Below are 17,470 nucleotides of genomic sequence, written 5' to 3'. Positions count from 1 at the left end.
CTGGTCAACTGATTGTATGTATCAGCTGGCCCTGTTACATGGTGGAATGCCTGCTAGTGCTTGCGGTTTTTCTTGCAGGATTTGTCGCTCATCTTCTTTTTCTGCCACTCTGTGATTTCTGCGAGCGAAAGGGTGTTTTGCCTGTCATCATAACATACTCTCCGCATTGCGCAAATCTTTCGATGCATGTACAATAAAATGGCACTCCAGATGCTATATTTGCTGGTGAGAGGCAAACAGGCAGAATAACGGAGAATCTGGTTGGGGAAGATTGACCATGAAGCCGGAAACGGAGCGGTTGCTGCAACAATGCCGGGCAGCACTCTTGCAATTTGATAATGCTCAGCTTGATACGTTGTTCACGTCGTGGTTTGAGCGTGCGGTCGGAGATGAGGCGGTCGAGGAACTGCTGGATGATCTCTGTCTGCTGCTACACTATGGCATTCGTGTATCGCACTCAAAGCAGGTGTATGCGACGTATACGGCCTGGTGGGAGGTGGAGGGAATGCTGGACGGCGATGGAGAGTTTGTGTGCTCAGATTCGACCGCTCTTCAGCAATATCTTATCAACATGCCTATCAAGGACTTTAGCCTGATTGCCAAGCTGGCTCATTTTCTCTGCCAGGTGGATGCCCTGGCCGAGAACCAGCCTGCCCCACCTGTCGGGCAAGTCTGGCTCCTAGCTCTGGCGACCTGGCTTAGAAATGGTGCCCCCGAACCTTTCCATATTCAGATCTGGCAGGCCGACCTACACGCCAGTTCACCCGCGATCCCGCCAGAGCAGCTTAGCCGCAAACAGCGAAGAGCACAGCAACAAAGGCTGGCGAATACATTGTTGGAGCAGGCCTGGCAACTTGGCTACCTGCTTCTGGGACCAGATGTAGGCAAGCAGATCCAGGCCCTCGTCCAGAACAGGTGCAAAAACAACTGTTGTCCCTATATTAGTGTGCAGCCGATGGGGTCGCAATTTGCGCGTATCTTGATAGAGCTATCTCCGGTCCGCAGAGCCTTCGAGAAAAAGGGCAAACTTTTTAGTGGCGCCCCTGACCTCACCTTCCTACTAGATGATACCCTCTGGGAACCTCTGATGGAGTTCTCGCGATACTATAGTGATATAACGGAGGAGCCTTTTACACTCTCCCGACGAGGCGATGTCTTTGAGCTGAAACAGGTCTTGCAGGATGATGTCCCCGAGGCGGTGCGGGATTTTATGACCCTCTGGCCCACCATCCTGGCACAATACGAGGCCCAGCTTGAGACCAGCCGGGCCGCCTACCTGGTACGACAACGCGAGCTAGAGGAGGCGCGCAAGCCAGCGTGGATGAAGGCCATTGCTCGCCTGAAGAACACACTGGACCTGGATACGGGCTCTCTAGAACTGCCCGATGTGGTGGATCTGCCTGAAGAGTGGTCGACCCTGCTCTCCAAAGAGCAACTGGGAGCCTTCCTGACCTTTCTGAAGTTACCCGCTAGTTCGCGCGAGATCAAGGCCAATCTCGTGCAACATCTTCAGCCTCGCCTGGAGGCTGATAGGCGTGCCCTGGCGCTCTTCTTTGAGATCTTTGCTTTTGAACTGGCGATCCCTCCCTGGGAACTGGAGAAGCTGCTTGCTTGCACAACGCCGGAACGCAAACGCTGGACGGAGGAGGAGAAACTACCTGTGCTCGGCCATGGCAGCTTTCGCAAGGCTGGGCGAGATCACGCCTATCCACTCTATGATCGACGCGTTATCCTGGCGTTAACAAGCGAGCAGATCGAGACCTGGCGCGATGAACATCGAGCTGTAGTGCGAGAGCGCCGCAGGGCTTCCGCTCAGGCAGCGGCAGCCAGCCGCAAGGCGAAGCGCGAACAGGCTCAGGTGGAGCAGCCAATACCGGAGTCTGCGCAGTAGCTATAGTTGCAGCTTTACCTATGGCGAGCCGCAGATGGGGAACGACGCTGTGAGGGCTGCGCTGCTAAAGCACGCGTTTACATATCATGGCGCGAATCTCCCGTATCATTATATGAAGACGCGTGCTTCAGCAGCGTCGCCTCACCACCTCTATGCTTCTTTGTGTTGGGCCGCCAGTACGTCTTGTATATTGGGCATGGAGGCCACGAGTGTCTCCATTCCCATTTCTGCGGCTATGGCGGAGGCCGCCTCGGTATGTTGTTGCGCTTTGGCGGTGTCTCCCCTGGCGAGATAGATGTCCCTGATGAGCAGGTGATCCAGGGGCTGGTAGGGGCGGAATTGAGCTTCTTCGCGTAGCTTGAGTGCTTGCAGGGCGAGGGGAAGAGCCTGATCTAGCTTGCCTTGCTTTAAGGCGTGCAGCGCCCTGTGACGGGCGGGCTCGGTCCTTTCAAAGGCGTGTCCAGATTCCTCGGCTACCTGGCTGGCCCCGGCGTAGTAGTCTTGAGCCTGCTCATCCAGGCACCAGCGCTCATGCACCAGGCCAATTAGGAAGTAGGACTCGCTGATCCCGCGTGTATCGTTGAGCGCCTCACGTTGTTGTAGAGCCTGTCGTTGATAGGCAAGGGCCGTGGTAAGTTCCTCGTCGTATCTCCCTTGCCCTTGTAGAACGAAGGGCGAAACGCCGTTCTTCAAGCTTGCGATAGTCGTGGCATTGCAGTGGGCCTGCCCAAGCAGGCTCAGGGCGTCTGCGCGGCCCTGTGGATCTTGAATGGCTTCGGCGACCTGTTGGGCCTGGCTAATGATCGAGAACATGGGCTCTGTCTCCCCGCGTGTAAGCAAGTGGTCGACGATGAGGACCTGACTATAGAGAAGTAAGAGCCTGAGGCGCGGCTGTGGCGTTGCCTCCCTCGCTTCTAGCAGGCGCAGCGTCGTGGAAAGCAGGTGCTGGGCGTCCTTGAGTCTGCCAAGCAGGAAGTAGGCTTGAGCGACCTCAGCGAGTGTCTCACTGGCATGTACGTAAGAAGATGTGATGGCTTCGTGCGTAAGTACGGATGACTGCATGTTCTGCTCCTTGTCAATGTCGTGTAATGAGATTCTTCAGGCTGGCGTTCCTCAGTTGCCTGAAGGTATAGCCGCTGTCTATAATACTAAGGCCCGATGCTTTCGCAAGCAATGCGCAAAAAAGCCTTTTTGTTGAGTAATGAACACATGAGCGAAACTGTTGAGAAACGCAGCGGAGTGCTGGCAGGAAGACAGAGAGAGGAGGTGCGATGGCGACGCAGAAACGGCATGTCGATCGGCGTGTTCAGCGTACACGTGATGTATTACAGCAGGCGTTTAAGGACGTTATACGTGAAAATGGCCATACGACGACGGGTATCCGAGGAACGGAAAAGGGCTTCCTCGCGCTGAGTATTCAGGACGTGACGGAGCGGGCCAATGTCAATCGAGGCACCTTTTATCTGCATTTCGCGGATAAGTATATGCTGGCGGACTCCGTGGCGCGTGAGCAGTTTCGCCTGATGCTGACAGAGGCGCTTCCTGCCACAGCTGCCTGGGACAGGAAATCCTTGCGGCTGCTGATCCTGGCTTTGCTGGAGAGCTTTGAGCAGAAGTACCACCATCAGCAGCATTCCTCACGTGTCCTGGCCCCACTCCTTGAACGGGCCACGCACGAGGAGCTGACGCAACTGCTCTTCACCTGGCTTAAGCAGCGGAGGGGAGCGAGCGTGCAGAGTAACACACAACTGGAAACAACAGCTCGCATCGTCAGCTGGTCGATTCTGGGACCGGCAATCCAGTGGAGTCAGGAGGAACTGACGCTGTCAAGGGAAGAGATGGCAGACGCCATTCTATCGGTCATCATGAATGGAACGGCTGACCTCTAGATTGCTCGCTTACCAGGCTTCCATTAACGGTAGATTGTTGTGTTGCAGCCAGCATTTTACTTGCGCGCTCTGAGGGGCCTTTGCCTCCATGAAGAGATGGTAGCTCTGGTTGCCGTAGTCGTGGGCGAGTGCTCTCTCCCCGTGTAGCGCATAGACCTGAGCCAGGCCGAAGAGAGCGCTGGCCATGTTGATCTGGTGACCGGCCGGGGCATTCGCTCGTGCCTGCTGATAGGCCTGGAGAGCCTCATCTCTCTTGCCTTGCTTGAGGTAGATATCGCCCATGGCACAATAGATGCCACTGACGGTATCAGGATAAGGCTTGGCCTGGGCGATCTCTAAACCTTCTGTTAAATAGGCTAAGGCCTGGGCGTCATCTCTCCCACGCCTGATTTCAAGTAACCCCAGGTTTTGCAGGAGCACACTGGTCGCTTGCTGGAGTTGCATCTGACGTGCGTAGGTGAGGCTTTCCTGCCAGCGGCTCTCAGCTTGCGCCAGGTCATCCTGACTGAAGGCCAGGTCTCCCAGGTCGAGGAGAAAGTGACAAATTTCCGCGCGGAGGCCGATCTGTTGCGCCAGTGCGAACCCTTCACTTAAAAGCTGCTCTGCCTCAGCGTAGCGGCCATGCGTAGTCATATAAACGCCCGCCGAGCCTAAGAGCGAGATGAGGGCTTCATGTTCTGCAAGCGTACGTGCGATTTCGAGTCCTTCCTGAAAATAGTGTTCTGCCTGCGCCAGTTTACCCTGGTAATCTAAAATGACTGCCAGGAGTCTGAGTATGTGGCAAGTCGAAGTGACCGGTGGAAGATGGCGGCTGACTGCCAGCCCCTGTTGTAGGTAGGTTTCAGCTACGACATACTCTCCCCTGATAATAGCGCTATGGCCCAGGCAGGAGAGCGCCGTAGCGACTATTTCATGCTGGGGATCATGCTTCTCCATTAAGGTGAGACAGGCCTGGGCATAGGTGTCAACGTCTGAATAGTGGGCAAGAATGCGGGAGAGAGAGGCGAGGTGACACAACACGCGAGCCTGGTTGATCTGCTCGTGCTCTCCTGTAAAAACGCTGCTCGCTTTGAGGAGGAGCTCTTGTGCCTGGGGGAACAGGCCGTGCTTCATGAAGAGAGGGGCGCTGTTAAGTACAGCGTGGGCGAACAAGGCATATGTCTCTGGCTCATAGGCATACTCAAAGGCGGTACGTATATTTTCTATTTCCAGGTAAAGGGCATAGTGTCCATGTGTAGGGCTCTCGAGGAGCTGGAAGAAATATTGGCTCAAACGCTCTCTGGCCTGGCTTTCAGCAGAGTTCATGTGTGCATAGTCGATGATGCTTTGATGGAGCTGATAGCGTTCGTGCTCATGAACTTCCAATAATCCTACATCGACCAGGCGATCAAGCACCTCTGGTACTGTTGCCGCGACCGCGAGCGCTGCCTCCTCTGAGAAGGTGTTGGGTTTGGGAGGGAAGAGCGCCAGGGCATAGAGCGCCTCGCGTTCTGTTTTCTCCAAAATGGAGATGCTCATCTCGATGACGGCTTGCAGACTGACGTCTGTCTCGTGGAGCGCGTCCGAGCCGAGCCTGGAGATTCGAATGCCAGGTTGGGTCAAACTTAGGCGGTGCTCAACCTGCTTGAGACGTGAGAGGGCTTGCTGGGTCCGACGAGATTGCTGATGTCGTGTCTGTATTAGCAGGTAACTCCCTATCAGGGTGAGTGCCAGAGGAAGCCCGCCGACAGCATGGGCGAGTTCTTGTATCTCTGTTTGTGCTGTGTTGTGGAGGGTGGGGATCATATGCCGTAGCAGTTGCAGGCTCTCCTGCTCATTTAATTCAGGAACCTGGATGACCTCACCTCCAAGCGTGTACGCGATTTCGGGTAAACGTGTTGTGAGAATGCAGGCGCTGTGTGTATTCCCGATGATACAGTAGGTGGCCTCTGTTATATCCCAGACGTCATCGATGATAAAAAGCAGGCGCCGTCCTCCAATAAGAGCGTGCAACCGCTGGGTCCAATCTTGCAAGGTATGCAGTGAGCGACATTCCTGCTCATTGAGGGATAGGAGATTGCCCCATCGATTAAGTACCGTCAGTGCCTGTCCGCGAGGTCCGAGCCCGGCCCAGAGAATACCATCGGGATACCAGGAGCGTATCTCTTCATGCGCGGCAAGCTCCATCGCGAGAGTGGTTTTCCCTACACCGGGAAGACCCTGCAGGACGAGGCGTGTGGAGCGGTGAGGGGAGATTGGCTGTAAGAGCTCTTTCAGGCGTTGTAAGAGGGCATCTCTTCCCACAAGTGGGATATCACTGGTTAAGCGACTGGGGAGCATAGGATCATAGATTGTGGTGGAGAGAGGATGTATGAGATGGGCCTGAACTGGCCTGAGCAGGCCTAATTCTTGCAAACTTTTTTCGAAGAGCTTGCAGAGTCTCTCCCCATAGTAGGAGCTTGGGGAGGATGCGCCATTCTCCCAGCGACTGATCATATAGGCGTGTGGTGCGCCAATGAGCGCGGCCACCTCCTGTTGTGATAAGTGATGTTCTAAACGTGCATTTTTTAGTAAGGTGTTGAATTGTGCCTGGTTGGTTTTCCTTCCACCCATCGAATTGCTCCTCTTATCTATCTTCTGAATCCTTTCTCCGACAGAAAATGTTTTTTCGCGGGGCTTTCTAATTCTCAGCAGCATGCAGAGGCCACTTACAGTATCTTAAAATGATGACAAATATGCCTATTGGTCATCCGTTCAGACGGCCAGCCGTCTAGGGAGAACTGCGGCTCCCACTACTCCTCGCCCCACTTGCAAAGGGTCGGAGCTACTTTTGCGTAAGATGTTGTAGCTGCCGTTGATATCGGCGTGAATCAGGCGTCCATCCCTGGCGCGATACCAACTGCGAGCCACACGCTTGCCTGAAAACACCGGCTTCTCAGCAGCGTTGGCCTCATAGGTTGGGATGGGGTCGTCGTCCAGAAAACTGTCCTTGCTGGTGTAGCTTTCTTCTTGAAGGATGACCCTGATCCCAACCAGGTGCGCTTTGTAGGTTAACTGCTCAATGAAACGTGCATGAGGGATCTGCACAAACTGCTGGTTATTCCTGCGCCCCAGGTTCACGTCCTGTTTCCACAAGGGATTCTTGCCAATCACCAGCGTTCCGATACCTTCCCTCACCAACAGATCAATGATCCGACGGCTGGCCGTGTGCAGATACGCATCCACACGGCGATTGCGCTTCGTCGTCACACGATCGAGATAACGTGAGGTGTATCGGTTCTCATGCGCGAGGCGTTGCTGCTGCTTGACGCGGCGTTTATTGTAGGACTGATTCAGGCTTTTGAGGGGTTTGCCACTCACCAGACGAGGAACAAAGCCGGGTTTGTCGCTGGTGAGAGCAGCGAGCACATTGACGCCCACATCCACGGCTGCTCGAAGTTGCGGGTTGACCGCAGCCGGTTGGATCTCCTGCTCATAGACGACCTCGACCATGTAGCCATCGGCGCGTGGAACGATGCGAACCTGCCTCATGGCCTCCCAGGTGATCTGAGTCGTAATTTCGATGGGCAATCCTGATGGGACCAGCTTGCCCGTGCGCTTGAATGCTCTCTTGCCCAGAGCTTTTTTCTCGTAGATGAGCATGAAGCGGCCTTTGGCCTTGTCTTGATAGCCAGGGATCTTGGGGCGGCCAGTAAACGGAGAGGGGTCTTCGCGATAGGCCTCCATGGCTTCAAAAAAGCTGACCCAATTGTGGTGAAGCTGAATGAGGATGGCATTACCGACTTTTCGAGGGAGGGCTTGATAGGCTTCATGCTGTTTCAAGCGATGAAAGATGGCAGCGTAGGGTAGGTAGGTCCCCTCGTGAATGAAGGCTTGCCGGACGTGGTAATTGGCCTGGTTGTACAGGTTTTTGGAGGCAAAGGCCGCCTGGTCAATGACAGCAAAGCGTGCATCATGGAGACGAATAAGATGTCGTTCGACCAACTGCATCTCGTGGCCTCTCCCTTTCCAACAATCTGTACTTCGAGCTGATGAGTATATAGCTTGTTCATGTATAGAAGAACGTCATTTCCAGCAGAACTCTACCAGAGATGTCCCCATTTGTCAACATCTGGCATGATTCCTTACAAATGTTTTTAACACCCCTTTACCCCGAGGCACGAGTCAGAAGAGAATTGGAAAATCCTGGCTCTTTTTTACGAGAATAGATAATCATTGACCCCTCCCCGTTTGTGACCCTCTTTCGAGGTGCTACAGGTGTGAAACGATAAGTCATGTTCAGTTTACTTTTAGGGTAGTATACAAAACATTCTATTGTCAGGGCAAAAATAAGGGCTTATATAGTCATTTTAGGCGAATGTATGCGTTGCTATATGCATAAATTATCTGCAAAAAGAGGCTATCTTTCTGGAAAATGACGGCAAGAAGATAACTACGCGATATTATCTTTTTATGCTTTAGCTTGTAGAATATTTCTGGTGCAAAGATATGTACATGTAAATCTATTGTTTTTTTGTTTTTGCGCAGTAGCACGAAAAGGAGCGTACATGCCGTACATGCCTACACGTATTCCGTTCTTCCCCTATGTGAGCAGGCGGATTGGTAAAGCGATGCTTATCGTGGCTTTCACGCTTATGCTCATGATATTTGCCACCTCACCAGCTTTTGCCTATCATCTCGAAGGTCCTAAATGGCATGGACAGCCAGCGAGTGGTTGTTGTGCGCAGGTGAACGTGTACTTTAACGGTACTCTGTACATAGTTGATCAGACCCCCCTGCACAATGCTGTGAAAGCCTGGAATGGTAGCCCGGCCAATGTTCTCCTCTATGAGAAATCTGGTAGTTTGACGCTGAATGATACATACAATTCTTCTGTTGGTTGGGATGGGATTACCAATTATGCCTGGAGTACATCGAGTGGTCATGAGTACTTTACATACGCTCATATTTTGATCAATTTTTACTACACCATGAATTACAGCTCCGGCACTATTCAAGGAGTTGCTGTGCACGAACTGGGGCATGCACTAGGGTTGGCTCACACTAACGGGTGCGTCATCATGAACCCATATACCTCTTCACGCTGTGGACTGACGACCCCTCAAACAGATGATGTCAATGGCATAAACGCCCTCTATTAGGCGCGTGAAAGGAAAGACGTTAATGAAAAGAAGCCTCTCTTCCCTGTGTTTGCTCGCGGTCTGTGCGCTGTTCTCGCTCCTCGCCCTGGGAGGCTGCGGATCGGCGTCAGATCAAACGTCGGCAACCACGACATCCTCTAACACTACGCCCCAGACAGTCCATCTGGATATGAGTTGGAGCAAAAACTATCACACGCTCAAAGATCTCAAACAGGATGCCGGCGTCGCGGTTCATGGGACCATAACTCGTATCATTAATCAGGAGGTTGATAGCGCAGGTATTCCCTACACCAACTTTGAATTTACTGTGTCGCATATCGCGCATGATCCAGCCAAAAGCCTCACAAAAAATGCTGTGGTCGGGGGCGCGACCAGGATTACGATCCACCAGACGGGGGGCGTCGTCAATAACACACACTATGAAGCCAGTGATGACCCTCTCTTTCAGGTTGGTGAGCAGTACATACTCTTTCTCAAAGAATACAAACCGGGTTTCTATTATGTCATTGGCGGACCAACCGGGCGTTTTAAAGTCCAGAATGGGGCTGTCAGGCCAACGAGCAACGATGGAGTACCTTTCTCTGGCTCCCAGGACGATTTCGATAAAAACCTACAAAATGCATAGCCAACAAGCAACGGCATAGGATTTCCTGTGGCATGTGCTACGCCAAAGCTCTGTTACAGGAAGAAGAGGAGGGCATCCCCTTTCGCTACAAAGGGGATGCCCTCCTTAATTGGAAAGAGGGAGAATTGCTCTAAACGATCCCCTCTCTCCGGCAGAGGTGGCGGACGTCGCAGGCTTTACAGACGCCGGGGTGGGGGAGCTGCTGGATGGCAAAGTCTTGTCGCTGGATATGAGTCACAACCTCCTCAACGTAGTCATTGGCCTCCTGGATGTGAGTAGGGGTATAGGGAATCTCCATGAGGGCATCTTTTTTGTGTTCCTCGGCGGTCCAGTAGAGGAAGAGGCGCCTGGGGGCCTGCCCGGTGCGCGCCTGGAGGGCGGATGCGTACAGGTAGAGCTGTTGCCTGTAGAATGCCAGGTAGTCCGTATCCTGCTCTGGCCGTTTGCTGGTCTTAAAGTCCATGATGTCCAGGCCCTGGCTACCCTGCATGAGCAGGTCGATCTGCCCGGTGAGTATATAGCGGTCTCTCTCCACGCGAAACCGGGCCTCGATATCCGCGATAGTCGTGAGCGCCTGTTGGTTGGCGTGAACGTAGTTGAGGACCTGCTGGAGGGCCTGTTCTCGTTGGCTGGCCTCGATGGAGGCTGGGCTGCTCGCGGCCAGGAAGGCAAAGGTATACTCAAAGATGCTTATAAGCTTGCTGTCATCGAGTTTGGTGTGTGGTTGTTCAAGGGCCAGGCGGTGGATGCGCTCAAGGGTGTGGTGGACGGCCAGGCCGGTGATGGGTTCTTGAGCGCGCCGGGGGACAAAGTTAAACTGGCGGAAGAACTGGAAGCGGCGCGGACAGGTGGCGTAGAGCTGGATGTGCCCGGTAAAGCTATAGCGAGGCTTGAGTGCGGTGTGTGGTTCTGCCTCTGCACATGGCATAAGGCGTAGTCTATCACGGGCATAGACGCTCTCAGGGGCGGTACGCCAGATAGTGGCGAACTCTACGTGTGGTTGCCTTTTGGCGGTAAGGATGAGGAGGTGTTTGGCGCGTGAGAAGGCGACATAGTAGAGGCGGCGGAAGTCGAAGGTGGCGATCTTCTCCTCAGCTTCAAAGGGCTTACGGTGATAGAAGCCTTGCAGGTGTTTATTTTCATTCTTATACTCATCCCTGGAGAGGGAAGAGGCCTTGTCGAGACGCCCCACGATCACGACGGGAAACTCCAGGCCCTTGGCCTGGTGAATCGTCATCATCTGTACATGGTCGGAGGGGAAGAGCAGGTTGGGGTTCTCTGGTAGATTGGCCTCGTTTTCGTAGAGCAGGCAGAGAAAGGTGTGCATGAAGCGTGCATGGGCCTGTCCAAGCGCTGACATGTCGGGAGACGTATCGCGATAATATCTGTGGAAGGTTGCCAGGTGCTGTGAAAAGGCCACCAGGTTGGTGCGCTGCGTCTCGTTAGCGAGGAAGCCGGAGAATGCGGGGTGAAAGAGCAGGAGGTAAAAGTAGTCGAGTAGTTGTTTGCCTGGTTGCTCCCTCGCCTCTATGATGTGTACCACCTCCTCTTTCAGGAGCTGGAGGACCTGTACTAGCGCGGGGTGAGTGTGGAGCTGTTGCAAGCAGGCACGGACGTAGCCTGGGAAGGCGCTATACTCCATAACAGTATCCTGGTGCATGCCATCATAATCAAGCAGGTAGGCGAAGCAGGCAATGATCAAGCGGATCTCTTCCTGCTCGAAGTATTGCCTGGCGCGAGGACAATGTACCGCGATACCTTGTTTGTGAAAGGCCTCGATATAGGTTTCGCTCATGTAGGAGCGCACACTATACAGCAGGAAGGCCACCTGGTTATAGTCCGAGATGCGCCCTTGCTCTTTAAGTGTGTAAATGAGCTCGGCCAGTTGCTCTGCCTCTTGCTCAACGTCTGCATCCTGAAGTGTCAGGACAGATGGATAGTCGGAGAAGGTTGCCTGTGGATCGGCCTGAATGATCTTTTCCGTGCGCGAGAGTCTATCGTGCTCGCCATTTCTCCAATCAAGTGTTCGCATCCAGCGATTATAGAAATCGATGATCTGTGGATGGGAGCGGTAGTTTGTCGTCAGATGGTGCTGGACGCAGGCGCTGGCGAACTCGCTCCTGGTGGTGAATTCCAGGATATTGCGGACGGTGGCGCCACGGAAGCGGTAGAGTGCCTGGTCTTCATCTCCCACCACAACCAGGTTGTAGCTCTCTGTGGCGCGTGCGAGCGTGAGCAGAATTTGCTCCTGAATGTAGTTGGTATCCTGATATTCGTCGACAAGAATGTAGCGCAGGCCCTGGATGATCTCTGGTCGCTTCTGTAGCAGGTTATAGGCGCATTTCTGCAGGTGGGCAAAGTCTACGCGGTTGGTCTTTGCGAGAAGCTGCTGGTAATTCTTATAGGCATATGTCAAGGCGTAGAGGAATTTATCGCGTTCATTGGTAGGGCGTGAGAGCTGTGTGACATGCTTCTTGAGCTTCTCGAAGATCAGCTCTTCCGTAACCTTATCGAAGTATTCGCCCAGGCGTTTGGCGACCTGCCAGTGGTTACCCCACAGATCCACAAAAAAGGGGAGTGTCTGTCCGTGACAGATCTCTGTTAGATGCTCAAAGATCAGGAGTGGCTGGGTGAACTGATTGAGGATTTCATAGCCGTTGCCCAGCGGGGTATGGTGGAGATGCTCCTCGACCAGGCGGTTGCAGAGGCCATGGATGGTATCAATTTTGAGTTGTGAGAGGTCTGTTCGATAGTCAACCGCTTTGGCGATACCTGCCAGGCGATCCTGCATCTCGAGAGCGGCCTTCTCGGTGTAGGTGCAGAGGATCAGTTGGGAGGGCGTGGCCTCTCCCGAGAGGAGTAAATTCATCGCCAGCAGAGTAATGCTATGGGTTTTACCGGAGCCCGGACCAGCGATGACCAGGAGAGGCCCCTCTCTGTGGGAGATGATGGCTTGCTGCTCTTCATTCATGCGACCATGATAGAGCTCATGCAGTTGAGGATGAATCATGACACTTCCACCTTGCAGACATGTAGTGTGCTCACTATAATGGTGAAAAAGGTGGGTGTCAATATAAAAGTGTATTAGTAGGCAATTTGGCTGATAGAGGATTCAATAAGAAAAGCAACATGGAAGAACGCAAGATAAGGACGTGGTGGTGGACTGGCTCCACCAGTCCACCACCACGTCCTTATCTTGACATCTATCAGGTGAGCTGGCGTCCCTCATTCCAATGGCCGCGCAGGTGCCAGAACCAGCCCAACGCGGCACAGAAGCTTATCATAAGCTCGATCTCTTCCTGCTCAATTAACCAGCCCAGAGCGGCGCGGATATTCTCCTGCTCGTGGGTCAGGCGCCTCATCCATACAAGCTGTTGCGCGCCCCTGAGGCGAGGCTCGGCCTCCTGTGCCAGCTTGAGATAGTGTAGAGCATGAGCACGCCGGGCTGGCTCCAATTCACCCTGCTCGCGCAGGCGTTCCAGAATACCCAGTTCCTGAGCAATAGAGGGCAGGACGAAAGAGGAATCGCTGAGCATGGCCAGCGAGACAAAGCAGATCCCATCCGCGAAGTCGTTCTGGAGAGAGGACGACCCCTTCAACCTCGCCAGGGATTACCCCTGGACCCCTGTGTGCGCTATCAGAAGTATTGATAGGTGCGCCAGGTCTTGTTGGTATAGTGTTTTTTGACGGAGCTAATGTAGTCGAGGGCGTTAGCGGGATACCACTGACCGCTGTACCAGGAGCCCATACATCCCCAGATGTCGCCCGCATGATAGGGGGGATAACCTGCTGTGGGAGCGTTGGTGTAGCTGGCCTGGCCATCATAGCAGGTGCGAATGAGGCCATAGACGTACTCGGCGCCAAAGGCGGTATCGTCGCGCATCATCGGCCAGGCGCTCTTCCAGTACTGGTAGGTGAGCTGGAGCAGGCCCCAGTATTGATAGCAGGCCTTGCCATCCCAGGTGCCAGGCGGACAGACAGACTGATTGGTGGTAGCGCCGCCCTTGGTGCTTTGCACCCAGTAGGATTCTACTACTGCCTGGGCGCGTACGATATCGGGATCGATGCCCCATTTGCAGGCCACCCATTGCAGGATCTCGTCGGTAGTGCCGGTGAAGTTGCCGGTGATCTGGTGGGTGTATTTGTTTTGTTTGGGGTCAAGCTGGGCCAGTTGGGATGTTGTGGGCACGCGATGATTGGCGTCGGCGTTCTGGGGGCGTGGCTCCCAGGATGAGCGTTGAACGCGGGCGGCGCACTCCGCCTCGCCAGGCAGAGCTGAGCCAGGGGGCAGCATGCCCATTGTAGTAGTAACGGTGGTAGGAGCAGGCTTTGTAGGCGTTGGTGGCACGGGAGTTGGCGTTGGGCGTGAGGAGAAGTGCCAGCCATCTTTAGGAGGTGTGGAAATCGGCATAGCAACCTGAGCCTTGCGAGGAAGAGGCGCGGAAGACGATGAGGAACCCATGCTGCACGCGGTGATGACGCAGAGGACGAGGAGCATGGAAAGACTCGCCATTATACGCATACCTTGCACACGTAAAAGAGACATTCGGCGCATGGGTCCTCTCTCCTGATCCTCAGTATCGCTGTTTACTACCTGCTTATTCGCTTTCTCAATATATAAGACGGAGAACATGAAGATCTTTCTATGTGATTCCCCGAAAGTCCTGGTTGGCTTCTTGACTTAGAGCGCGCCCTAAGTATTAAGCGAGGTATAAGCATGAGAAACGCAACAATGCCGCATCTCACATGCTTATACCCCTTTATGGGGATTTTTGACAAACTAGCGCTAAAATGCTGATAGAATGACTTGATTTTCTATACGCGACAATTTATACTTTTGAGGTATTCGATCCTTTCGGAAGTTTTAATCAGAAGTTTAACTTTTTGCATACGTTACGGCGTTTCAGTGGTTAGCCAGAGCTGAAAACTGATAGTAAGCCTCTGTAGGTTGAAGCTTCTGGATAGACGAAGAATTTCTCCTGGGATATCGAGGGGCGCCAAGTTCTGCCTGATTGCTTATAACCCTTATGGCCTCGATGCATATAAAAAATCACAAAAAGGGAGAAAATCTGTGGCCTTACACAAAAAAATGCTAAACCTCTCGTCTCTGGGTGTGTTGATGCTGTCTACGCTGCTGGCTTTAAGCATCTCTTTGATGGGCAGTGGATCGGCAGCGGCTGCCACCAGTGCGGCATCGAACATCACACCACGTTTCTACTATTTCCATCATGACCCGCCCAAGAATGCCTTGAGGAGCAACCATGTTCCTGCCGCCCTGGCGACATGGACCTCGACGTTCACGGTTGATGGAGTCACTTACCCCTATACCATGGTTGGTACCGACCCCACGCAGGGATCGAAGACGACCAAAATTCCAGTCAATATCGTACCCATCAAGGTAGTCTTTGGGAATACTGTGTTTGATGGATCGAAGAAAGTCGATTCTGTAACAGATTCGCCTCTCTTCAAAAAAGAGGATTTCCAGACCGGACATACGCAGTATACCGATGCCATTCAGCGTGCCTCGTTCTGGAAATCGATCCAGAAGTTCAGCCCTAACTATCACGTCCTGCTGGACAAACCCAACGTTAAGAAGACCTTTACTATCAATGTTGCTCCGGGTCAGGGCGAGCTCGTATCCACGAATACCAACCACATTTATGGCAATATCGATGATATCAACTGGTGGGATACACAGATGCAGCAGTTGCTGGGGCAATACAAGGCAACCTCCAACGGCCTGACCATCTTCTTGACCTATGATGTGCTCATCGAGCTGGGCGTGGGTGGTTATCATAACTCGACCGGGCAGGGCCTACCTGGCGACCTGACCTATGCCTGGGCGTCGTACTACGACCAGTACCTCTACAGTGGCTTCTCGAACACGGGTGCCTTGAGTCATGAGCTGGCTGAGTGGGTTGCTGACCCATACACAACTAATGTTGTACCAAGCTGGTCGGTGCCATCTGAGCCGCAGTATGGGTGCAGCGATGTCCTTGAGGTTGGTGATCCCCTGGTGGGCGTCGTCTTCCACAAGGATGGCTATACCCTCCAGGACGAGGTCAACTTCTCCTGGTTCTCGCGCCAGAGTCCCTCTATTGGCTACAAGGGGCGCTACACCTATCTGGGGAACAAAGACTTTACGAGCTACTCGGTAAGCTGCTAGCAGAGTTGGGTCCCTTATCGGATAAGCGTGCAGTAATCAGGCAGAACGGTTTAGCTTCCTCGTATCCCTCTAGAACGATGTGTGGTCCGCGACGCGTGCTTTTGCAGCGTCGGGCTGGGATAGAACACAGAGAAGCGGAGGACTCATTGGCGAGTCCTCCGCTTCTCTGTGTGGGCCTCTTGCTCTTCTTTAGAAGCCTATTACATTAGTGTAGTGAAGCAATGTTTGCGGCATTGTTCTCGCCGCAGGAGAATGGTATAAGCACGGACAGGAGTTTGGAGACGTCGGGGGTACCCCAACCGGTTGCCGCATCCCAGCCTTTACCGGCGCTGTAGCCAGGAATGGTGACCGTATTCCCGTTGGCGTCTGCGTAGGCATAGCCGTTATTGCCAACAGTGGTGTCGTGGAAGACCTGTTTGGCGAGCGAGGTATGCCCAATCAGATAGAAAGCGGGATTGAGGAAGCCCAGGCGATGGTTGGCCTTCTGCGCGCCAAGCGCAGTGATGCCTGCCCACTGGGGAGACCCGGCGCTGGTGCCACCGAAGATGAAGATTCCGCCAGTAATTCCAGACTCACTCCAGACGGTCAGCACACCACCATTGATGGCGGCATTGTAGGAGACGTCAGGCTCGCCACGGAAGTTTTTAATCCCCTGGGTGCCGTACTGGTAGAATGGCTTGCGGTAGATGGTGCTGAAGCCACCGCCGCCCGCGCTGCCAAACTGAGGCTCATTCCAGACTACCTCACTCTGGTACGCACCGGTCACGGGATCAGCGATGAGCTGAGTACCGCCAATGGAGGTCACCAGGGGATCAGCAGCGGGAGAAGATGCGCTCAGAAAGAAGTTGCCGGAGCCATCGCAGCTAGGCTGCGAAGAACCCTGGTCGCCAGCGGAGGCAAAGAGCGTGATGTGCTTCTGGGTCGCCTCAAAGAAGAGCTGATGCTCTTTCTTGAGCAGCTTGGGATCGACACAGGTCTCGCCCTCACCAAAGCTCTGTGAGATCACATCGCCCAGGTTGTGGTCAACCGCGTAACGGGTCGCGCTGAGGATATCCTCATCGTTATTGGTTTTGGCCAGGACCAGGTTGATCGTGGCGTCGGGAGCGACGGCATGCGCCCACTCGACATCCAGGGAGATCTCACCAGACCAGCCGACCTGGTTGGCATCGTTGGGATCAAAAGGTGTTAGACCATCAGGAGCGATGATATTGAGGGGCGCATCCTGAAGACCAAAGGTCTTATCGAAGAGTTGCAAATCACTGGCAATCGCCGGAGCGCTAAAGGCGTCGACGATCACAATGTTGCGACCCTTGCCGGTGATACCGGAATTAAGAACGGACTGAATGTTATATGCCGTGCGAATCTGCTGTGGACCGTAGCAGCGAACTGCCGCAGTCGCAGACTGGCACTTGAACGTGGGACCATCCTGGACCTTACCCGCATATACGTGCTGTGGGTTGATGGTGACCGCATTCGGATTGACGTGTCCAGCCGCGTGCGCCGCCTGGCCGGTGCCTAGCGTGAAGCTAGCCAGCAGGCCAAGCATAGCAGTGGAGGCAAATAACACTCTGGGCATGCGACGAAAAAAGGAATTTTTCGGCATAATGTTCTCCAGCTCTAGGAGTCGTATTAAAAAAGAGTGAAGAGCAGAAATGGCACCAGAAACAGTATAGATGGTTATCTATGTAATTTCGGTGTTTGTAGCATGTCTAGATGGTTGCTATTTGGTGGAGATTCATCGAAATTGGTGAATATTTTACTTCATTTGCACCCGATAGG

At 53.6% G+C, this 17,470-nt stretch carries 12 protein-coding genes; 5 read left to right on the top strand and 7 right to left on the bottom strand.

All coding sequences use genetic code 11. The features are described 5' to 3' along the window. Positions 1-277: 277 nt before the first annotated feature. Positions 278-1,891 (top strand): hypothetical protein, encoded by a 1,614-nt coding sequence (locus KRAC_RS62010; RefSeq protein ID WP_007910090.1) that lies wholly within the window; start codon positions 278-280, stop codon positions 1,889-1,891. A gap of 150 nt (positions 1,892-2,041) precedes the next feature. Here the strand turns inward: KRAC_RS62010 and KRAC_RS19840 are convergent, their stop codons facing one another. Further along, the gene (locus tag KRAC_RS19840; RefSeq protein ID WP_007910085.1) at positions 2,042-2,953 is read right to left on the bottom strand and encodes a hypothetical protein; all 912 of its coding nucleotides are present in this window, start codon (positions 2,951-2,953) and stop codon (positions 2,042-2,044) included. 209 nt (positions 2,954-3,162) lie between these two features. Between KRAC_RS19840 and KRAC_RS62005 the strand changes: the two genes are divergently transcribed. Next, the gene (locus KRAC_RS62005) at positions 3,163-3,780 is read left to right on the top strand and encodes a TetR/AcrR family transcriptional regulator (RefSeq protein ID WP_007910084.1); all 618 of its coding nucleotides are present in this window, start codon (positions 3,163-3,165) and stop codon (positions 3,778-3,780) included. A gap of 9 nt (positions 3,781-3,789) precedes the next feature. Here KRAC_RS62005 and KRAC_RS19830 read toward each other — a convergent pair whose 3' ends face one another. Together KRAC_RS19830 and KRAC_RS19825 are read right to left on the bottom strand one after the other, a co-directional pair. Further along, on the bottom strand, positions 3,790-6,372 hold the full coding sequence (locus KRAC_RS19830) for a tetratricopeptide repeat protein (protein WP_007910082.1): 2,583 nt from the start codon (positions 6,370-6,372) through the stop codon (positions 3,790-3,792). 141 nt (positions 6,373-6,513) lie between these two features. After that, complete coding sequence (locus KRAC_RS19825) at positions 6,514-7,749, bottom strand: RNA-guided endonuclease InsQ/TnpB family protein (RefSeq protein ID WP_007910080.1); 1,236 nt, start codon at positions 7,747-7,749, stop codon at positions 6,514-6,516. A 566-nt stretch (positions 7,750-8,315) separates the two neighbouring features. Here KRAC_RS19825 and KRAC_RS19820 point away from each other — a divergent pair. Together KRAC_RS19820 and KRAC_RS19815 are read left to right on the top strand one after the other, a co-directional pair. Next, on the top strand, positions 8,316-8,900 hold the full coding sequence (locus KRAC_RS19820) for a matrixin family metalloprotease (protein ID WP_040443912.1): 585 nt from the start codon (positions 8,316-8,318) through the stop codon (positions 8,898-8,900). A gap of 22 nt (positions 8,901-8,922) precedes the next feature. Then, entirely contained in the window at positions 8,923-9,525 is a 603-nt protein-coding gene (locus KRAC_RS19815; protein ID WP_007910075.1) for a hypothetical protein, read from the top strand. Between the two features lie 130 nt (positions 9,526-9,655). Here KRAC_RS19815 and KRAC_RS19810 read toward each other — a convergent pair whose 3' ends face one another. From KRAC_RS19810 to KRAC_RS19800, 3 genes are all read right to left on the bottom strand, one after another. Further along, positions 9,656-12,535 carry a UvrD-helicase domain-containing protein gene (locus tag KRAC_RS19810; RefSeq protein ID WP_007910071.1) on the bottom strand — a complete coding sequence of 960 codons (2,880 nt, stop codon included), beginning with the start codon at positions 12,533-12,535 and terminating at the stop codon, positions 9,656-9,658. Between the two features lie 196 nt (positions 12,536-12,731). Further along, entirely contained in the window at positions 12,732-13,124 is a 393-nt protein-coding gene (locus KRAC_RS19805) for a hypothetical protein (protein WP_040443910.1), read from the bottom strand. Between the two features lie 38 nt (positions 13,125-13,162). Then, positions 13,163-14,080, bottom strand: a complete 918-nt coding sequence (locus tag KRAC_RS19800; protein WP_007910070.1) for a hypothetical protein — start codon at positions 14,078-14,080, stop codon at positions 13,163-13,165. A gap of 516 nt (positions 14,081-14,596) precedes the next feature. Between KRAC_RS19800 and KRAC_RS19795 the strand changes: the two genes are divergently transcribed. Continuing rightward, complete coding sequence (locus KRAC_RS19795) at positions 14,597-15,691, top strand: hypothetical protein (RefSeq protein ID WP_007910069.1); 1,095 nt, start codon at positions 14,597-14,599, stop codon at positions 15,689-15,691. 205 nt (positions 15,692-15,896) lie between these two features. Here the strand turns inward: KRAC_RS19795 and KRAC_RS19790 are convergent, their stop codons facing one another. Then, positions 15,897-17,294: a S53 family peptidase gene (locus tag KRAC_RS19790; protein WP_007910067.1), complete on the bottom strand. Its 1,398-nt coding sequence runs from the start codon at positions 17,292-17,294 to the stop codon at positions 15,897-15,899. Positions 17,295-17,470: the final 176 nt, after the last annotated feature.

This window comes from Ktedonobacter racemifer DSM 44963 (genome assembly GCF_000178855.1).
Classification (GTDB): domain Bacteria; phylum Chloroflexota; class Ktedonobacteria; order Ktedonobacterales; family Ktedonobacteraceae; genus Ktedonobacter; species Ktedonobacter racemifer.
Note: the sequence above shows the minus strand (reverse complement) of the source record. Positions and strands in the feature narration are given on the sequence as shown.

Excerpts from the sequence above, each read along its gene's own strand:
- KRAC_RS62010 (WP_007910090.1), top strand. The coding sequence starts at position 278 with ATGAAGCCGGAAACGGAGCGGTTGCTGCAACAATGCCGGGCAGCACTC.
- KRAC_RS19840 (WP_007910085.1), bottom strand. The coding sequence starts at position 2,953 with ATGCAGTCATCCGTACTTACGCACGAAGCCATCACATCTTCTTACGTA.
- KRAC_RS62005 (WP_007910084.1), top strand. The coding sequence starts at position 3,163 with ATGGCGACGCAGAAACGGCATGTCGATCGGCGTGTTCAGCGTACACGT.
- KRAC_RS19830 (WP_007910082.1), bottom strand. The coding sequence starts at position 6,372 with ATGGGTGGAAGGAAAACCAACCAGGCACAATTCAACACCTTACTAAAA.
- KRAC_RS19825 (WP_007910080.1), bottom strand. The coding sequence starts at position 7,749 with ATGCAGTTGGTCGAACGACATCTTATTCGTCTCCATGATGCACGCTTT.
- KRAC_RS19820 (WP_040443912.1), top strand. The coding sequence starts at position 8,316 with ATGCCTACACGTATTCCGTTCTTCCCCTATGTGAGCAGGCGGATTGGT.
- KRAC_RS19815 (WP_007910075.1), top strand. The coding sequence starts at position 8,923 with ATGAAAAGAAGCCTCTCTTCCCTGTGTTTGCTCGCGGTCTGTGCGCTG.
- KRAC_RS19810 (WP_007910071.1), bottom strand. The coding sequence starts at position 12,535 with ATGATTCATCCTCAACTGCATGAGCTCTATCATGGTCGCATGAATGAA.
- KRAC_RS19800 (WP_007910070.1), bottom strand. The coding sequence starts at position 14,080 with ATGCGCCGAATGTCTCTTTTACGTGTGCAAGGTATGCGTATAATGGCG.
- KRAC_RS19790 (WP_007910067.1), bottom strand. The coding sequence starts at position 17,294 with ATGCCGAAAAATTCCTTTTTTCGTCGCATGCCCAGAGTGTTATTTGCC.